19 protein-coding genes and 1 pseudogene are annotated in these 12,861 nt (G+C 66.7%); 13 read left to right on the top strand and 7 right to left on the bottom strand.

The window, feature by feature from the left end; genetic code table 11:
• The 3 genes from NKF06_RS16720 to NKF06_RS16710 all read left to right on the top strand — a co-directional run.
• Positions 1–560: tripartite tricarboxylate transporter permease (locus tag NKF06_RS16720; RefSeq protein WP_253246048.1), on the top strand; the 560-nt coding region annotated here is incomplete at its 5' end.
• An 83-nt stretch (positions 561–643) separates the two neighbouring features.
• The gene (locus tag NKF06_RS16715; protein WP_004042997.1) at positions 644–823 is read left to right on the top strand and encodes an HVO_2753 family zinc finger protein; all 180 of its coding nucleotides are present in this window, start codon (positions 644–646) and stop codon (positions 821–823) included.
• 2 nt (positions 824–825) lie between these two features.
• The gene (locus NKF06_RS16710) at positions 826–1,092 is read left to right on the top strand and encodes an elongation factor 1-beta (RefSeq protein WP_004969379.1); all 267 of its coding nucleotides are present in this window, start codon (positions 826–828) and stop codon (positions 1,090–1,092) included.
• Positions 1,093–1,149: 57 nt separating this feature from the next.
• Here NKF06_RS16710 and NKF06_RS16705 read toward each other — a convergent pair whose 3' ends face one another.
• A complete protein-coding gene (locus NKF06_RS16705; protein WP_058828308.1) occupies positions 1,150–1,407 on the bottom strand; it encodes a hypothetical protein in 258 nt (85 codons plus the stop codon).
• A gap of 119 nt (positions 1,408–1,526) precedes the next feature.
• Positions 1,527–2,687: a cystathionine gamma-synthase gene (locus NKF06_RS16700; protein ID WP_253246047.1), complete on the bottom strand. Its 1,161-nt coding sequence runs from the start codon at positions 2,685–2,687 to the stop codon at positions 1,527–1,529.
• A 123-nt stretch (positions 2,688–2,810) separates the two neighbouring features.
• On the opposite strand from NKF06_RS16700, the gene NKF06_RS16695 reads away from it, so the two are divergent.
• The 9 genes from NKF06_RS16695 to NKF06_RS16655 all read left to right on the top strand — a co-directional run bounded on the left by NKF06_RS16695 (position 2,811) and on the right by NKF06_RS16655 (position 9,639).
• Positions 2,811–3,101 (top strand): 50S ribosomal protein L21e, encoded by a 291-nt coding sequence (locus tag NKF06_RS16695; protein ID WP_004974579.1) that lies wholly within the window; start codon positions 2,811–2,813, stop codon positions 3,099–3,101.
• A gap of 3 nt (positions 3,102–3,104) precedes the next feature.
• Positions 3,105–3,461: an RNA polymerase Rpb4 family protein gene (locus NKF06_RS16690; protein ID WP_004042989.1), complete on the top strand. Its 357-nt coding sequence runs from the start codon at positions 3,105–3,107 to the stop codon at positions 3,459–3,461.
• A 53-nt stretch (positions 3,462–3,514) separates the two neighbouring features.
• On the top strand, positions 3,515–4,108 hold the full coding sequence (locus tag NKF06_RS16685) for a DUF655 domain-containing protein (RefSeq protein ID WP_058828310.1): 594 nt from the start codon (positions 3,515–3,517) through the stop codon (positions 4,106–4,108).
• A gap of 42 nt (positions 4,109–4,150) precedes the next feature.
• Positions 4,151–5,014 (top strand): 16S ribosomal RNA methyltransferase A, encoded by an 864-nt coding sequence (locus NKF06_RS16680; RefSeq protein WP_253246046.1) that lies wholly within the window; start codon positions 4,151–4,153, stop codon positions 5,012–5,014.
• Positions 5,015–5,017: 3 nt separating this feature from the next.
• The gene (locus NKF06_RS16675; RefSeq protein WP_253246045.1) at positions 5,018–6,253 is read left to right on the top strand and encodes a mechanosensitive ion channel family protein; all 1,236 of its coding nucleotides are present in this window, start codon (positions 5,018–5,020) and stop codon (positions 6,251–6,253) included.
• The gene (locus NKF06_RS16670) at positions 6,250–6,846 is read left to right on the top strand and encodes a HemK2/MTQ2 family protein methyltransferase (RefSeq protein WP_004042978.1); all 597 of its coding nucleotides are present in this window, start codon (positions 6,250–6,252) and stop codon (positions 6,844–6,846) included. The genes NKF06_RS16675 and NKF06_RS16670 overlap by 4 nt, the downstream gene beginning before the upstream one ends.
• A 59-nt stretch (positions 6,847–6,905) precedes the next feature.
• Complete coding sequence (locus NKF06_RS16665) at positions 6,906–7,913, top strand: 5-methyltetrahydropteroyltriglutamate--homocysteine methyltransferase (RefSeq protein ID WP_058828313.1); 1,008 nt, start codon at positions 6,906–6,908, stop codon at positions 7,911–7,913.
• A complete protein-coding gene (locus tag NKF06_RS16660) occupies positions 7,910–8,983 on the top strand; it encodes a methionine synthase (RefSeq protein WP_058828314.1) in 1,074 nt (357 codons plus the stop codon). The genes NKF06_RS16665 and NKF06_RS16660 overlap by 4 nt, the downstream gene beginning before the upstream one ends.
• Positions 8,984–9,126: 143 nt before the next feature.
• Positions 9,127–9,639 (top strand): ester cyclase, encoded by a 513-nt coding sequence (locus NKF06_RS16655; protein ID WP_058828315.1) that lies wholly within the window; start codon positions 9,127–9,129, stop codon positions 9,637–9,639.
• A gap of 26 nt (positions 9,640–9,665) precedes the next feature.
• Here NKF06_RS16655 and NKF06_RS16650 read toward each other — a convergent pair whose 3' ends face one another.
• The 5 genes from NKF06_RS16650 to rpl7ae all read right to left on the bottom strand — a co-directional run bounded on the left by NKF06_RS16650 (position 9,666) and on the right by rpl7ae (position 11,714).
• Positions 9,666–10,238, bottom strand: a complete 573-nt coding sequence (locus tag NKF06_RS16650; protein ID WP_253246044.1) for a hypothetical protein — start codon at positions 10,236–10,238, stop codon at positions 9,666–9,668.
• Between the two features lie 215 nt (positions 10,239–10,453).
• Entirely contained in the window at positions 10,454–10,918 is a 465-nt protein-coding gene (gene ndk, locus NKF06_RS16645; RefSeq protein WP_004974592.1) for a nucleoside-diphosphate kinase, read from the bottom strand.
• Positions 10,918–11,118, bottom strand: coding sequence for a 50S ribosomal protein L24e (locus tag NKF06_RS16640; RefSeq protein ID WP_004974594.1), 201 nt, complete (start codon positions 11,116–11,118; stop codon positions 10,918–10,920). The genes ndk and NKF06_RS16640 overlap by 1 nt, the downstream gene beginning before the upstream one ends.
• Positions 11,119–11,120: 2 nt before the next feature.
• Positions 11,121–11,345, bottom strand: a complete 225-nt coding sequence (locus NKF06_RS16635) for a 30S ribosomal protein S28e (protein ID WP_004042966.1) — start codon at positions 11,343–11,345, stop codon at positions 11,121–11,123.
• 6 nt (positions 11,346–11,351) lie between these two features.
• Positions 11,352–11,714, bottom strand: a complete 363-nt coding sequence (rpl7ae, locus tag NKF06_RS16630; protein ID WP_004042964.1) for a 50S ribosomal protein L7Ae — start codon at positions 11,712–11,714, stop codon at positions 11,352–11,354.
• A gap of 372 nt (positions 11,715–12,086) precedes the next feature.
• On the opposite strand from rpl7ae, the pseudogene tmcA reads away from it, so the two are divergent.
• A pseudogene (gene tmcA, locus NKF06_RS16625) lies at positions 12,087–12,861 on the top strand (tRNA(Met) cytidine acetyltransferase TmcA); the annotation flags it as partial.

Here is a 12,861-nt window from a genome sequence, read left to right as displayed (position 1 = left end):
CGACGTCGCCGCGTTCGGTCGCGCGGAGCGTCGTGGCGGGAGCCGGCGGCGGGGCGTTCGTCGGCTACCTCCCGGGCGTTTCCGCCGGCGTCGCCGGCACGCTCGCGCTCGCGGCTCTCCCCAAAGCCGACCCAGACGAGTCGACCCGGGCCTACGTCACAGCGACGAGCGCCGCCACGACGGCGACGACGGTGTTCGCGCTGTTCGCGCTCGCCGGGTTGGGGACGCCCAGAACAGGCGCGCTCGTCGCGCTCACCGAGGCGGAACTCCCGACCGGACTCGGTCTCGCGGTGCCGGTGACGGTCGCCTCGGGGCTCTGCGGGGCGGTGTTGGTGCCGGTCGTTGGCGACCGGGCGCTTGCGCTCGTCGGGAGGCTCGACCAGCGCCGACTCGTCACCGCCGTCTGCGCCCTCCTCGTCGTTCTTTCGTGGGCGTTCGCGGGAGTCGGCGGCGTCGCCGTCCTCGTCGCCGCCGGGGCCGTCGGTCACCTCCCCATTCGGTTCGGGTGTCGGCGGGTCCACCTGATGTGTGTCCTCATGGGGCCGCTGGCGCTCGGGTGAGTCGTGTCCACGCGGGCCACGGGTTTCCCCCAGCAGAACCCGGAAAGACAACGGTTAAAAGTCGCGCGCCGGTTTATGAGCGTATGAGCGAGTCCGAACAGCGACACGCGCACCAGTGTGTGTCCTGTGGCATCAACATCGCCGGCATGAGCGCGGCGACGTTCAAGTGCCCCGACTGTGGCCAGGAGATTTCGCGTTGTTCCAAGTGCCGCAAGCAGAGCAACCTCTACGAGTGTCCCGACTGCGGATTCATGGGTCCATAATCATGGGAAAAGTAGCTGCTAAGATCAAGGTCATGCCGAACAGCCCCGAGCTCGACCTCGACAACCTCGAGGACGCGCTCGAAGACTCCCTTCCCGAGGGTGCGAAAATCAAGGGCTTCGAACGCGACGACGTCGCGTTCGGTCTCGTCGCCCTCCTGCCGACCGTCATCGTCCCCGACGACGCCGGTGGCACCGAGGCCGTCGAGGAAGCGTTCATCGAAGTCGAAGGCGTCGAGAGCGTCTCCGTCGAGAACGTCGGCCGTATCTGAACTGACGACCGACCTTTTTCGAAGTCCCGTCCCCGGAGCGACCGCGTTCGTCCGCCGTCAGCGGTGCTCCATGAAGTAGACGCCGAGGACGACGCCGAACGTGAGCCCGAGCATCACGCCGATGGCCAGGGAGTCGCCGATAACGCCCGCGACGCCGCCGAGGAGGAAGCCGATGGCCAGCCCGATACCGAACTGCTCGGCGCTGTGGCTCGACCCCTCGTGGTCGTCGGAATCGACCATCACGCGGTCTGTGGGTTCGGTGTAGCTCTGTCGCTGTACGGACTCCGCGCTCAGGGTGACTGACTCCTGGGACATACATCATTATTCATCGTGCTATTCAATAACCCTTACCCGCGTTCTCAACTTTCGGCAACGGCTGGTACGGAAAGAGGTGCGAGGGCGCGTAAGGACGAGCCGACGCGGACTTAGACGCCTCAGAACGCCGCGTCGAACGCCCGCTGGAGGTCCACCTTCATGTCGTCGATGTGTTCGATGCCGACGGAGACGCGGACCAGACCGTCGGTGAGTCCCGCTTCGAGCCGCTCCTCGCGGGGGATTGCCGCGTGGGTCATCGCCGCGGGCTGTTCGATGAGGCTCTCGACGCCGCCGAGGCTCTCGGCGAGCGTGAACACCTCGGTCTCCTCGACGACGGTCGAGGCCTGTTCGAGCGAGCCGTCGAGTTCGAACGAGAGCATCCCGCCGAAGTCGTCCATCTGTTCGGCCGCGAGGTCGTGTTGCGGGTGAGAGTCGAGGCCGGGGTAGAACACCTCGGAGACCGCCTCGTGGCCGTCGAGCCACGCAGCGAGCTCGCGGGCGTTGTCGCAGTGGCGGTCCATCCGGACCGGCAGCGTCTTCGTCCCGCGGAGGACGAGGAAGCAGTCGAACGGCGAGGGCGTCGCGCCGACGGAGTTCTGGTAGAACGCGATCTCCTCATCAAGGTCCGCGTCGTCGGTGACGAGCGCGCCGCCGACGACGTCGGAGTGGCCGCCGAGGTACTTCGTCAGCGAGTGCGAGACGATGTCCGCGCCGTGGTCGAGGGGACGCTGGAGGTACGGCGTGGCGAAGGTGTTGTCGACGGCGCAGAGCGCGTCCACCTCGTGGGCGATGTCGGCGAGCGCGCCGATGTCGTTGACGCGCATGAGGGGGTTCGTCGGCGTCTCGACCCACACGAGTTCGGTGTCGTCGCGGACGGCGTCGCGGACGGCGTCGTGGTCGGTGGTGTCGACGAAGTCGAACTCGAGGTCGTACTTCTCGTACACCTGGGTGAATATGCGGTGGGTGCCGCCGTACACGTCGTTGCCGGCGACGACATGGTCGCCCGCTTCGAGGAGGTTGAGCACGGTGTTTATCGAACCCATCCCCGAGGCAAAGGCGCGGCCGTGCGAGCCGTTTTCGAGCGCCGCGAGGTTCGATTCGAGGTCGGTTCGGGTCGGGTTCCCCGTGCGGGAGTACTCGTAGCCGCGGTGGTCACCCGGCCCGTCTTGGGCGTACGTCGAGTTCGCGTAGATGGGCGTCATGAGCGCCCCCGTCTCCTCATCGGGCTCCTGTCCCGCGTGGATGGCGCGCGTCTCGATGCGTCGCTCGTCTTCGGACATACGAGAAGCGCCGCGCCGACTCGGGTTAAGTCCGTCCCTCCCGCGCGACCACGCGGGAGACACACACGCGCGGTTCGTAACGTGCAATTTATAATGGCGACGCAAGTATTCGTTCTCACGACTATGCCGAGCTCCAACGGTCCAATGAAGGGGACGCGAGGAAAGCTCTCGAACAAGCCGCGCGAGCGCGGCACTTCGCCGCCGCAGCGCGCTATCGCGGAATTCGAGGAGGGCCAGAAGGTCCACCTCAACATCGACCCGAGCGTTCGCGAGGGTCGCTTCCACCCGCGCTTCAACGGTCTCACCGGCGAGGTCCTCGGGAAGCAGGGCCGCGCGTTCAAGGTGCAGATCAACGACGGCGGCAAAGAGAAGACGGTCATCGTCCGACCCGCTCACCTGCGCGCCCAGCAGTAAGCGATGACCATCTTCAAAGAAAAGCTCGACGAGGAGTATCTGACGACCTCCGAGGTCAAGGAACTGCTCGCCGAGGTTGAGGCGGAACGCGCCGCCGACGAAGAGCGCGAGATGCGCTACGAACTGGCCCGTGCGATAGAACACGTCAACCGGTTCGCCCACCTCGACCCCGAGGAATCTCGCGAACTCGTCGAGGAGCTCGCCGAGCTCGAGAAGGTCGACGGTCCGACCGCCATCAAAATCGCGGACCTCCTCCCGCAGTCGCGCGACGAACTCCGCGCGGTGTTCGCCCAGCAGCGCTACGCGCTCTCGGGCGACGAACTCGACGAAATCCTCAACGTCGTCGCGAAGTACGTCTGACCGCGTGACAGCGCGGCCAACTATTTAAATATCGGCTCGCCGTAACTACTGACATGACACGTACGGAGAGCGGTGACGCCGACGCCACGACCGAGTACGTCGTCGTACTCGACGTACTCCGCCACGGGCGTCAAGGAGACGACCGACGGCGCTTCGACGCGGCACCCATCGCGTACGCGCTCGGAGAGTCCGACTTCCGTCTCCTCGAGTTGACCCTCGTCGAAGACGCCGACGTGAGCATCGGCGACCGGCTCGTCGTCTCGCCGGTCGCCGACCGCGAGCTGATTCAGTCCGTCGAAGAACTCTCGTACGGCGACCTCTCGAACACGGCGACGGCCGAAGTCGACTACGTCGTCGAGGACATCGTCGAGGCCAACGAACGGCGGTTCGTGGACTTCTACAACGACGCACAGCCCATCACGCTGCGGCTCCACCAACTCAACTTGCTGCCCGGCATCGGGAAGAAGCTCCGCGACAAGATTCTCGAATCGCGCAAGCGACAGGGGCCGTTCGAGTCGTTCGAGGACCTCGAAGAGCGCGTCTCCGGGCTCCACCGCCCGAAGGAGGTGATCGTCGAGCGCATCCTCGACGAACTCCGCGACAACGACGTGAAGTACAAGACGTTCGTCGGTCGCGACGGGCGGTAGCGGAACGGGACTTTTACCCGCTCCCGCACGATACCTCTCCCAATGACGAGCGACGGCAGCGAACAGGTCCGCGGGGCCGGCGCGCGCGACCCGGACGCCCTCATCCGACGGGCGGGCGCTCGCGGGAACCCGGACCACGACCAGCATTTCCTCGTCGACGACCGCGTCGTCGACCGAATCCCGACGTATCTCCCCGAGGACGCGGACCGCTCGCACGTCCTCGAAATCGGCGGCGGGCCGGGCGTCCTCACGGACCGACTGCTCGGCGTCGCCGACCGCGTGACCGTCGTCGAACAGGACCGGACGTTCGCCGAGCACCTGCGCCGCGAGTTCGCCGACGAGGTCGAATCCGGGCGGCTCACGGTCGTCGAGGGCGACGCGCTCGACGTCGACCTGCCCGAGTTCACCGCCTGCGTCTCGAACCTCCCGTACGGCATCTCCTCGGAGATTTCGTTCCGCCTGCTCCCCCGCGGGAAGCCGCTCGTGTTGATGTTCCAAAAGGAGTTCGGCGAGCGGATGGCCGCCGAGGCGGGCACCTCGGAGTACGGCCGCCTCTCGGTGAGCACCCAGCACTACGGCGACGTCGAGGTCTGCGAGCACGTCCCCCGCGAGGCGTTCGACCCCAAGCCCGCGGTCCAGAGCGTCATCGTCCGTATCACGCCGCGCGAACCGGACTACGAGGTCGACGACGAGGCGTTCTTCCTCGACTTCGTGAAGGCGCTTTTCACCCAGCGGCGAAAGACCATCAGAAACGGTATCCGCAACACGGCGCACATCTCCGGGCTGTCGGACCCCGAAGCGGTCGTCGAGGCGGCCGACGAAGACGTACTGCGCAAGCGCGCCGGCAACATGGAACCCGCCGAGTTCGCCGAACTCGCGGAACTCGCCGCGTCGGTCGGTCGATAACCCATGACGCTCCCCGCACTCGCCGCCGTTCTCCTCCGCCTCGCCTCGACGGGAACCCTCCTCCAGAGCGGTACGGTCCTCGACATCGCGTCGTTGTTCCCGACGTTCGAACTCCGCGTCGCCGCGAGCGTCCTCGTGACCGTCGCCGTCGTCGCCGTCTGGCGACTCGGCGCTCGGCTCCACGACAAGGAGGTAGACTTCGTTTCGATGCCGGTGTGGCACCTCTCGGTGACAGTCCTCCGACTCGTCGTCGTCGGCGGCGGCGGGGCGTTCGTCTTCACGGTCTGGTCGCTGTCGGGCGACATCGGCACGATTTCGGCACAGTACGATCTCAACAGACAGACGTTCGTCCGCATCGTCCTCTCGCTGGCGTTCGTCGTCGGCGCGTACGTCCTCACGACCGTCCTCGGCCGGTTCATCGGCGAGATTGCGAGCACGCGCCCGGAGATTTCGGACCACCAGCGCGAAATCATCTACCGCATCGCGCAGGTGACGACCTATCTGGCGACGCTCGCGGTCATCCTCGGTATCTGGCGGGCCGACCTCGGCGGCTTCCTCGTCGGCGCCGGTTTCCTCGGTATCGTGGTCGGTATGGCCGCGAGACAGACCCTCGGCGCGCTCATCGCGGGCTTCGTCATCATGTTCTCTCGGCCGTTCGAAATCGGCGACTGGGTCGAGGTCGGCGACCACGAGGGTATCGTCACCGAAATAACGGTCGTGAACACGCGCATCCAGACGTTCGACGGCGAGTTCGTGATGATTCCGAACGACGTGGTGAGTTCGGAGAGCCTCGTCAATCGCAGTCGCAAGGGTCGACTCCGCCTTGATGTCGAGGTCGGCGTCGATTACGAGACCGACCTCGACCGCGCCGCCGACGTGGCGCAGTCAGCGGTCGAAGACCTCGACGAGGTGCTGTCGGTTCCGAAGCCGCAGGTCGTCGCCAAGCAGTTCGGCGACTCGGCGGTCGTCCTCGGGGTGCGTCCGTGGATAGACCGTCCGAGCGCCCGCCGGTGGTGGCGCGCGCGGACCGCGACCATCTCGGCCGTCAGCGAGGCCTTCGCCGAGGAGGACATCACCATCCCGTTCCCGCAGCGCGAACTGTCCGAACGGAACCCCTCGCGACCGGTTCCGCTCACCGACCAGCAACCCGAAGCGAGCCCCGAAGCCGACGGCGGCGTCGAGGACGGTGAAGGCGGCGACGGCGACGCCTCGGCCGGCTCCAAGGGGGCGGACGAATGACCGACCTCGCCGAGCGCCGCGGGATGAACACCTCGGTCTACCAGCCCGCGGAGGACTCCGGACTGCTCGCGCAGGCCGCGGTCGGGCGCGTCTCGGGGCGCGTCCTCGAAGTCGGCACCGGCTCGGGCTGGGTCGCGGAGCAGCTCGCGACGAAGACCGACGCCGACGTGGTCGCGAGCGACCTCAACCCACACGCCTGTCGGCAGGCGGCCGAGCGCGCCGCCGCCCTCCGGGCCGACGGCCACCGCGGCTTCGAGGTCGTTCGCGGGAGCCTCGTCGAACCGTTTCGCGACGACGCCTTCGACGCGGTGGCGTTCAACCCGCCGTACCTCCCCGAGGACCTCGAAGCCGCGCGCGACGACTGGATGGAGGTCGCGCTCACCGGCGGCGAGGACGGCCGCGAAATCATCGACCCCTTCCTCGACACGGTCGGGCGCGTCCTCAAGCCGGGCGGCACCGTCTTCCTCCTCGTGAGTAGCTTCACCGGCTACGACGAGGTGCTTGCCCGCGCCGAGGCGAACGGCTTCGGCCACGAGGTCGTCGTCCAGGAGTCGTACCCCTACGAGACGCTCACGGTGCTCGCGTTGGAATAACCAATGCGCATATGTTGATACAGGAAATATTATACACCGTCATTTCTTAGCGAGAGGTGATGACTGAACTCGTCTCGACGACACCGGGACTGTATCCCCTCCCGGATTGGGCGAAACAGGAGCTTTCCGACCTCAAGGGTCACCAGAAACACGACCTCATCTCCGGTACCGAGGGCGCGGACATCGTGAGCGCGTACGACCGCGCTCGCGAGGAAGTCGTCTCCGAGCAGACTGACGCCGGCCTCGACCGCGTCGTCGAGGGGCAACTCCGCTGGGACGACATGCTCGCGCACCCGCTGACGGTCCACGAGAACGTCGAGACCGGCGGCATCGTCCGCTACTACGACAACAACAACTTCTACCGCGACCCGCAGGTCCGCGGCGAACTCACCTTCTCCGGCGACGTCGCGGCCGAACTCGACGCCACCGCCGACCTCCTCGGCGACGAGTCGCTGCAGGCGGTCCTCCCCGGCCCGTACTCACTTTCGGACCTCGCCACGGACGAGCACTACGGCGACGAGGCCGACTTCCTCGACGCCGTGAGCGAGTTCCTCGCGGGCGAGGTCGACGCCTTCCCCGACCACGAGACGCTGTTCCTCCTCGAACCCTCGCTCGTGTTCTCGCCGCCGGGCGAGGACGTCGACGAGCGCGTCCCCGAGGCCATTTCCGCCGTCTCCGACGCGACCGACGCCGACGTGGTCGTCCACACCTACTGGGGCGCGCTCGACGAGAAGGTCTACGCGCACCTCATGGACGCCGACGTGGACGCCATCGGCTTCGACTTCGTCGCCGGTGACCGCGACCAGACGCTCTACAACGTCAACGAGTACGGCACGAAAGACGACATCGCTCTGGGTCTCGTCGACGGCCAGAACACGCTGGTCGAAGACCCCGAGACGGTCCGCGAGCGCGTCGAGTGGACGCTCGACAACATCCAGAGCCAGACGTTCGACACCGCCTACGTGACCTCCAACACCGAACTGTTCTACCTGCCGGAGAACCGCGCGACGGAGAAGCTCGCCGCCCTCGCGGCCGCCACCGAGGACGAACTGGAGGTGGAAGCATGAGCCGCGACGCCGAGAACCGCGAGCAGTTCCGCCCCGAGAACCACGACAACGAGCACTTCCTGCTCACCACCGTCGTCGGCTCCTACCCGAAGCCCAAGTGGCTCAACCGCGCCAACGACCTCGCGGAGGACCCCGACTCCAAGTTCACGCAGGAGCACCTCCACGAGGCTCACGACGACGCTTGTCGCGTCATCACCCACGAGCACGAGCGCTCCGGCCTTGACACCGTCGTGGACGGCGAGATGCGCCGCGAGGAGATGGTCGAGTACTTCGCCCACCGCATCCCCGGCTACGAGTTCAACGGCCCGGTGAAGGTGTGGGGCCACAACTACTTCGACAAGCCTTCTGTCGTCGGCGAGGTCGAGTACGACGAGCCGTGGCTGGTCGACGAGTTCGAGTTCACGAGCGACGTGGCCTCCAAGCCCGTCAAGGTACCCATCACGGGTCCCTACACGCTCGCTAGCTGGTCGTTCAACGAGCACTACGACTCCGAGGCGGACCTCGCGTACGCGCTGGCCGACCTCGTCAACGAGGAGATCGAGAAACTCGTCGAGGCGGGCGCGACCTACATCCAGATCGACGAGCCCGCGCTGGCGACGACGCCGGACGACCACGCCATCGTCGGCGAGTGTCTCGAACGCATCGTCGCGGGAATCTCCGACGAGGTCCGCATCGGCCTCCACGTCTGTTACGGCGACTACTCCCGCATCTACCCCGAACTCAACGACTACCCTATCGACGAGTTCGACGTGGAACTCTGCAACGGCGGCTACGAGCAGATCGACGTGTTCACCGACCCCGAGTTCGAGCCGGACCTCGCGCTCGGCGTCCTCGACGTGCACACCACCGAAGTCGAGACCGTCGAAGAGATTAAAGAGAACATCAAGCAGGGCCTGAAGGTCGTCCCGCCGGAGAAGCTCACCGTCTCGCCCGACTGCGGCGTGAAGCTCCTCCCCCGCGAGGTCGCCTACCAGAAGATGGAGAACATGGTTCAGGCCGCCCGCGAGGTCGAAGCCGAACTCGACGCCGGCGAAATCGACCTCGACGCGCCCGTCCCGCAGGCCGACTGAGCGACTCGACCTGTCGTTCCCCGTTCGTTCTTTTGTAGCCGCATCGAGCACCGAGTCTCCCGACCGCGTTCTCGCTGCCGTGAGTGTCACGGCTCTCGCCACGTTAAATAAATGTTAACACACCACATGGCGTATCGTTCGATATGGGAACCGAATCAGTCGCACCGGAACGGGCGAACGTCGAACTGTGCCGCCGATACGTCGAGGAGTTCGTCAACGAGGGGGACGCGACCGCGGCCGAGGAGTTGGTCCACGAGGACGTCGTCACTCACCAGTTGGGCGTCGACGCCGACAGAGTAGGGAGGGACGCGCTGGTCGACCAGATACTCGGCTTCCGCGGGGCGGTCCCCGACTGGCACCTCGCGGTCGAAGACGTCGTTGGCGAGGGTGACCGGGTGATGATGCGACTCACGGCGCGGGGGACGCCGCAGGAGCCGTGGGGGAACCTCGTCCCGACCGGGAAGTCGTTCGAGCAGCCGGCGTTCTTCGTCTTCCACCTCGAAGACGGCCGCATCGTCGAGCAGTGGAACCTCGTGAACCTGATGGGAATCGCGCGCCAACTCGGCTTGCTCCCGCCGGGGCCGCGGGTCATCGCCAAGGTGGCGGCCCACCGTATTCGGTCACGCCTCGGCGGCGGTCGGCGACGACGCGCCTGACGACCCGCCAGTACCGGTTGCGCGAATTAGACGCGCTCGGTCTCGAACGAGCGTTCCCGAGTCGCGTCGTCTCCAACGTCGGAACCACCGAGTCCGTGGTGGCTCCCGTTTTCGACGCGCCATCCGCCGTCGGAACCGCGCACTAGCGGAAGCTCCGCGCCGACGGCGTCCGAAATCTCTTCGGGGGCCACGTCGCACGCCGCGGCGATGCGCTCGAACCGCGAGCCGCCGGTCAGCGTCTCGGGTACCGGCACCCAGACGGTCGCGGTCCGGTCGTCGGGCGTCGCGAGCGCGAGATCGAGTCGCACGCCGTCTCGGCGAGAGAACCGGGCGAGTCCGCTCGCGCCGCGCCGCCGCTCGGGGACGACGTTCGTGACGACGCCCGAATCGACGTGGTCGAGCGCGCGCAGGCCGGCCACGCGGAGTTCGACGTCGTGGATGTCGGTCGGCCCGAGGACGACCGGTCGCACGAGCGTCGAGAGCGTCGCCACCAGCCGCGTGGCCGTCCACGCCGCCACCGCGGTCGCGCCGAGCATCGCCACCGCGCCGACGACGAACAGCGCCGCGAGCGCGAGGAGTACGAGTTCCATTTCGACCATGTGACACGTTTCGCCGGGTGACGAGAAAACCGTTGTTCGCCGCGTGGTAGACGGTCAGGTCGCGGAGACGGTCGTCACCGGCCGCGGATGACCGATGGTAGAATCCCGCACACCGAACCGACGAGAACGTCCTCTCGGCGGCTGGAGCGCGGACGAGAGGGGAGACGTGGCCGTCGCTCCTCTCGGAAGAAAGCGTGAGAACCGCGAGACGAGACTTACTCGTAGAGCCAGGTCTCGTCGATGCGCTCGTAGTCGACGAGTTCGTCCTCGTCGAAGAAGAGCGCGATTTCGCGCTCGTTCGCGCCCTCGTCCTCGTGGTCGGAGCCGTGGATGACGTTCCGGCCGAGGTCGAGACCGTAGTCGCCGCGGATGGTGCCGGGAGCGGACTCTGCGGGGTCCGTCTCGCCCATCATGCCGCGGACCTGTCGCGTCGCGTCCTGTCCTTCCCAGACCATCGCGAAGACGGGACCGGACGTGATGAAGTCGACGAGACCCTCGAAGAAGGGCTTGCCCTCGTGCTCACCGTAGTGGTCGTGGGCGAGCTCCTCGTCGATCTGCATGAACTTGCCGCCGACCATCTTCAGACCGCGGTCCTCGAAGCGGGAGACGATGTCTCCGATGAGGCCGCGCTGGACGCCGTCGGGCTTGACCATCACGAAGGTGCGCTCTGCGTCGGACATCAGTTGTCCTCCGACTTGCCGCTCGCGCGGCGGCCGGCCTCCGTCCACTCGAGGTCGCGGGCCTCGCGGCCGAGGAAGTAGTTCTTCTCGGCCTTCGAGTCCTTGAAGTGGAGGATGGTGCCGTCGGTCTTGACGTACATCGTGCCCGTGCCGGGCTCGATCTCTTCACCGCTGTAGTCGCACGTGCGCTTCTCGACCATTGTTACTGCCCTCCGATGGAGTCGGCGTCACGCTGAGTCTCGCGGAGCTGGAGGATGTCGCCCTCGCGGACGGGACCCAGCACGTTTCGCGTGATGATACGGCCCTGGTTGGAGCCTTCGCGGATGCGGCACTTGACCTGCATGGCCTCGCCGTGCATCCCAGTCTTTCCAACGACTTCGATGACTTCGGCAGGCGTCGAGTCGCTGGCTTGTTCGTCCGCGCTCATGGTCGGTTATCGAAGGTCCTCGACCTTAGTCGCGATGTCCTCGACATCGTCGGACGCGTCGCCGGCGTCGACGATGGCGGCCGCGGCACTGCCGACTTCGAGGCCGGCGGCGTGGCCGATGTCGTCCTGCGTCTCGACGAAGATGAACGGAATGCCCTTCTCGTCTGCGAGTTCGGGCAGGTGCATGACGATCTCCTCGGGGGAGACGTCTTCCGCGATGAGGACGAGCTGGGCGTTGCCCCGCTCGATGGACTTGGTCGTTTCGTTGGTTCCTTTCTTCACGATACCAGTATCTCGGGCGACCTCGAGCGCCTCGACGGCGCTGTCAGCGAGGTCGGCCGGTACGTCGAAGTCTACGTAGACAGCCATTGTTGTTCACCTATATCCTGCTCGCGGGCTCGACTCCCTCGCCGGTATCACACCGGTCGGTCGGTCGCGACCGGTCAACGATTTCCCTACGGCGAGGAGGTTCATCAACCCCGGACAGGCTGTAACCACTCTTTGCTTCGGCCCCCATAAAAGCGCTTTCAAAATCGTACCGGCGTGCGACGCGTCCGCACGACCCGCGAAACACCCGATTTCTCGCCGACCGAAGCGCCCCAATCTCTCGTGTCGATTGTTCGCACGAAACACTCGTAGCCGGGTGTGAAGCCCCACCAAAACCACCGCTGTGCCGACCGGATTGCGAGTCGCTCGCACCCGACCGAAGGAAGTGAATAGTCGCGCCGGCGTATCGCACCCATGACCGAACTCGGCGACGACCCCGACGTCGAGGCGCTCGCCGCCGCCCGCCGAGAGGAGGCGCTGGCGACGAACCAGCGACGCCTCCTCGTCCTCGCCGGCGACCATGACGTCGGCATCGACGCCGCCTTCGACGCGGTCCGCGGGGCCGACGTGCCCGACGACGAGGTGACGTTCGTCACCGCCCGCGAGGGCTTTCGCTTTCACCGCGTCGAACCGAAGCGCGCCTCGTCGCTCCTCGGCACGACTCGTACGCTCGTCGTCTTCGACGCCCACGAGGAGTTCTCGGCGAACGCGCTCGGCCGCGTCGCCGGCGCTGTCGACGGCGGCGGCCTGCTCGTCCTGCTTACCCCCTCTCTCGACGACTGGCCAACCCGCCGCGACTCCTTCGACGAGCGATTGGCCGTCCCGCCGTTCACAGTCGGCGACGTGACCGGCCGCTTCCGCGGCCGACTCGTCTCGACGCTCCGAGACCACCCCGGCGTCGCCCTCGTGGACCTCGATTCGGGGACCGTCGAACGCGACGGCGCGTACCGACAGGGAATCAGTTTCGACGCCGCGCCGCCGCGGATACCGAGAGAGAAGAACCGAAGGTTCCCGCGGCGCGCCTACGAGGACTGTCTCACCGCCGACCAGTCGGACGTGCTCGCCTCCCTCGAAGCCTTGGCTGAACCGGGCACCGCCGTCGTCGTGGAGGCCGACCGCGGCCGCGGGAAGTCGAGCGCGGCGGGTCTCGCTGCCGGGAGCCTCGCCGCCGAGGGCGCGGACGTGGTCG

It is taken from the genome of Haloferax sp. AB510 (genome assembly GCF_024136985.1).
Classification (GTDB): Archaea; Halobacteriota; Halobacteria; order Halobacteriales; family Haloferacaceae; genus Haloferax.
This window is presented reverse-complemented; position numbering and strand designations above follow the sequence as displayed.

Excerpts from the sequence above, each read along its gene's own strand:
- NKF06_RS16715 (WP_004042997.1), top strand. The coding sequence starts at position 644 with ATGAGCGAGTCCGAACAGCGACACGCGCACCAGTGTGTGTCCTGTGGC.
- NKF06_RS16710 (WP_004969379.1), top strand. The coding sequence starts at position 826 with ATGGGAAAAGTAGCTGCTAAGATCAAGGTCATGCCGAACAGCCCCGAG.
- NKF06_RS16705 (WP_058828308.1), bottom strand. The coding sequence starts at position 1,407 with ATGTCCCAGGAGTCAGTCACCCTGAGCGCGGAGTCCGTACAGCGACAG.
- NKF06_RS16700 (WP_253246047.1), bottom strand. The coding sequence starts at position 2,687 with ATGTCCGAAGACGAGCGACGCATCGAGACGCGCGCCATCCACGCGGGA.
- NKF06_RS16695 (WP_004974579.1), top strand. The coding sequence starts at position 2,811 with ATGCCGAGCTCCAACGGTCCAATGAAGGGGACGCGAGGAAAGCTCTCG.
- NKF06_RS16690 (WP_004042989.1), top strand. The coding sequence starts at position 3,105 with ATGACCATCTTCAAAGAAAAGCTCGACGAGGAGTATCTGACGACCTCC.
- NKF06_RS16685 (WP_058828310.1), top strand. The coding sequence starts at position 3,515 with ATGACACGTACGGAGAGCGGTGACGCCGACGCCACGACCGAGTACGTC.
- NKF06_RS16680 (WP_253246046.1), top strand. The coding sequence starts at position 4,151 with ATGACGAGCGACGGCAGCGAACAGGTCCGCGGGGCCGGCGCGCGCGAC.
- NKF06_RS16675 (WP_253246045.1), top strand. The coding sequence starts at position 5,018 with ATGACGCTCCCCGCACTCGCCGCCGTTCTCCTCCGCCTCGCCTCGACG.
- NKF06_RS16670 (WP_004042978.1), top strand. The coding sequence starts at position 6,250 with ATGACCGACCTCGCCGAGCGCCGCGGGATGAACACCTCGGTCTACCAG.
- NKF06_RS16665 (WP_058828313.1), top strand. The coding sequence starts at position 6,906 with ATGACTGAACTCGTCTCGACGACACCGGGACTGTATCCCCTCCCGGAT.
- NKF06_RS16660 (WP_058828314.1), top strand. The coding sequence starts at position 7,910 with ATGAGCCGCGACGCCGAGAACCGCGAGCAGTTCCGCCCCGAGAACCAC.
- NKF06_RS16655 (WP_058828315.1), top strand. The coding sequence starts at position 9,127 with ATGGGAACCGAATCAGTCGCACCGGAACGGGCGAACGTCGAACTGTGC.
- NKF06_RS16650 (WP_253246044.1), bottom strand. The coding sequence starts at position 10,238 with ATGGTCGAAATGGAACTCGTACTCCTCGCGCTCGCGGCGCTGTTCGTC.
- ndk (WP_004974592.1), bottom strand. The coding sequence starts at position 10,918 with ATGTCCGACGCAGAGCGCACCTTCGTGATGGTCAAGCCCGACGGCGTC.
- NKF06_RS16640 (WP_004974594.1), bottom strand. The coding sequence starts at position 11,118 with ATGGTCGAGAAGCGCACGTGCGACTACAGCGGTGAAGAGATCGAGCCC.
- NKF06_RS16635 (WP_004042966.1), bottom strand. The coding sequence starts at position 11,345 with ATGAGCGCGGACGAACAAGCCAGCGACTCGACGCCTGCCGAAGTCATC.
- rpl7ae (WP_004042964.1), bottom strand. The coding sequence starts at position 11,714 with ATGGCTGTCTACGTAGACTTCGACGTACCGGCCGACCTCGCTGACAGC.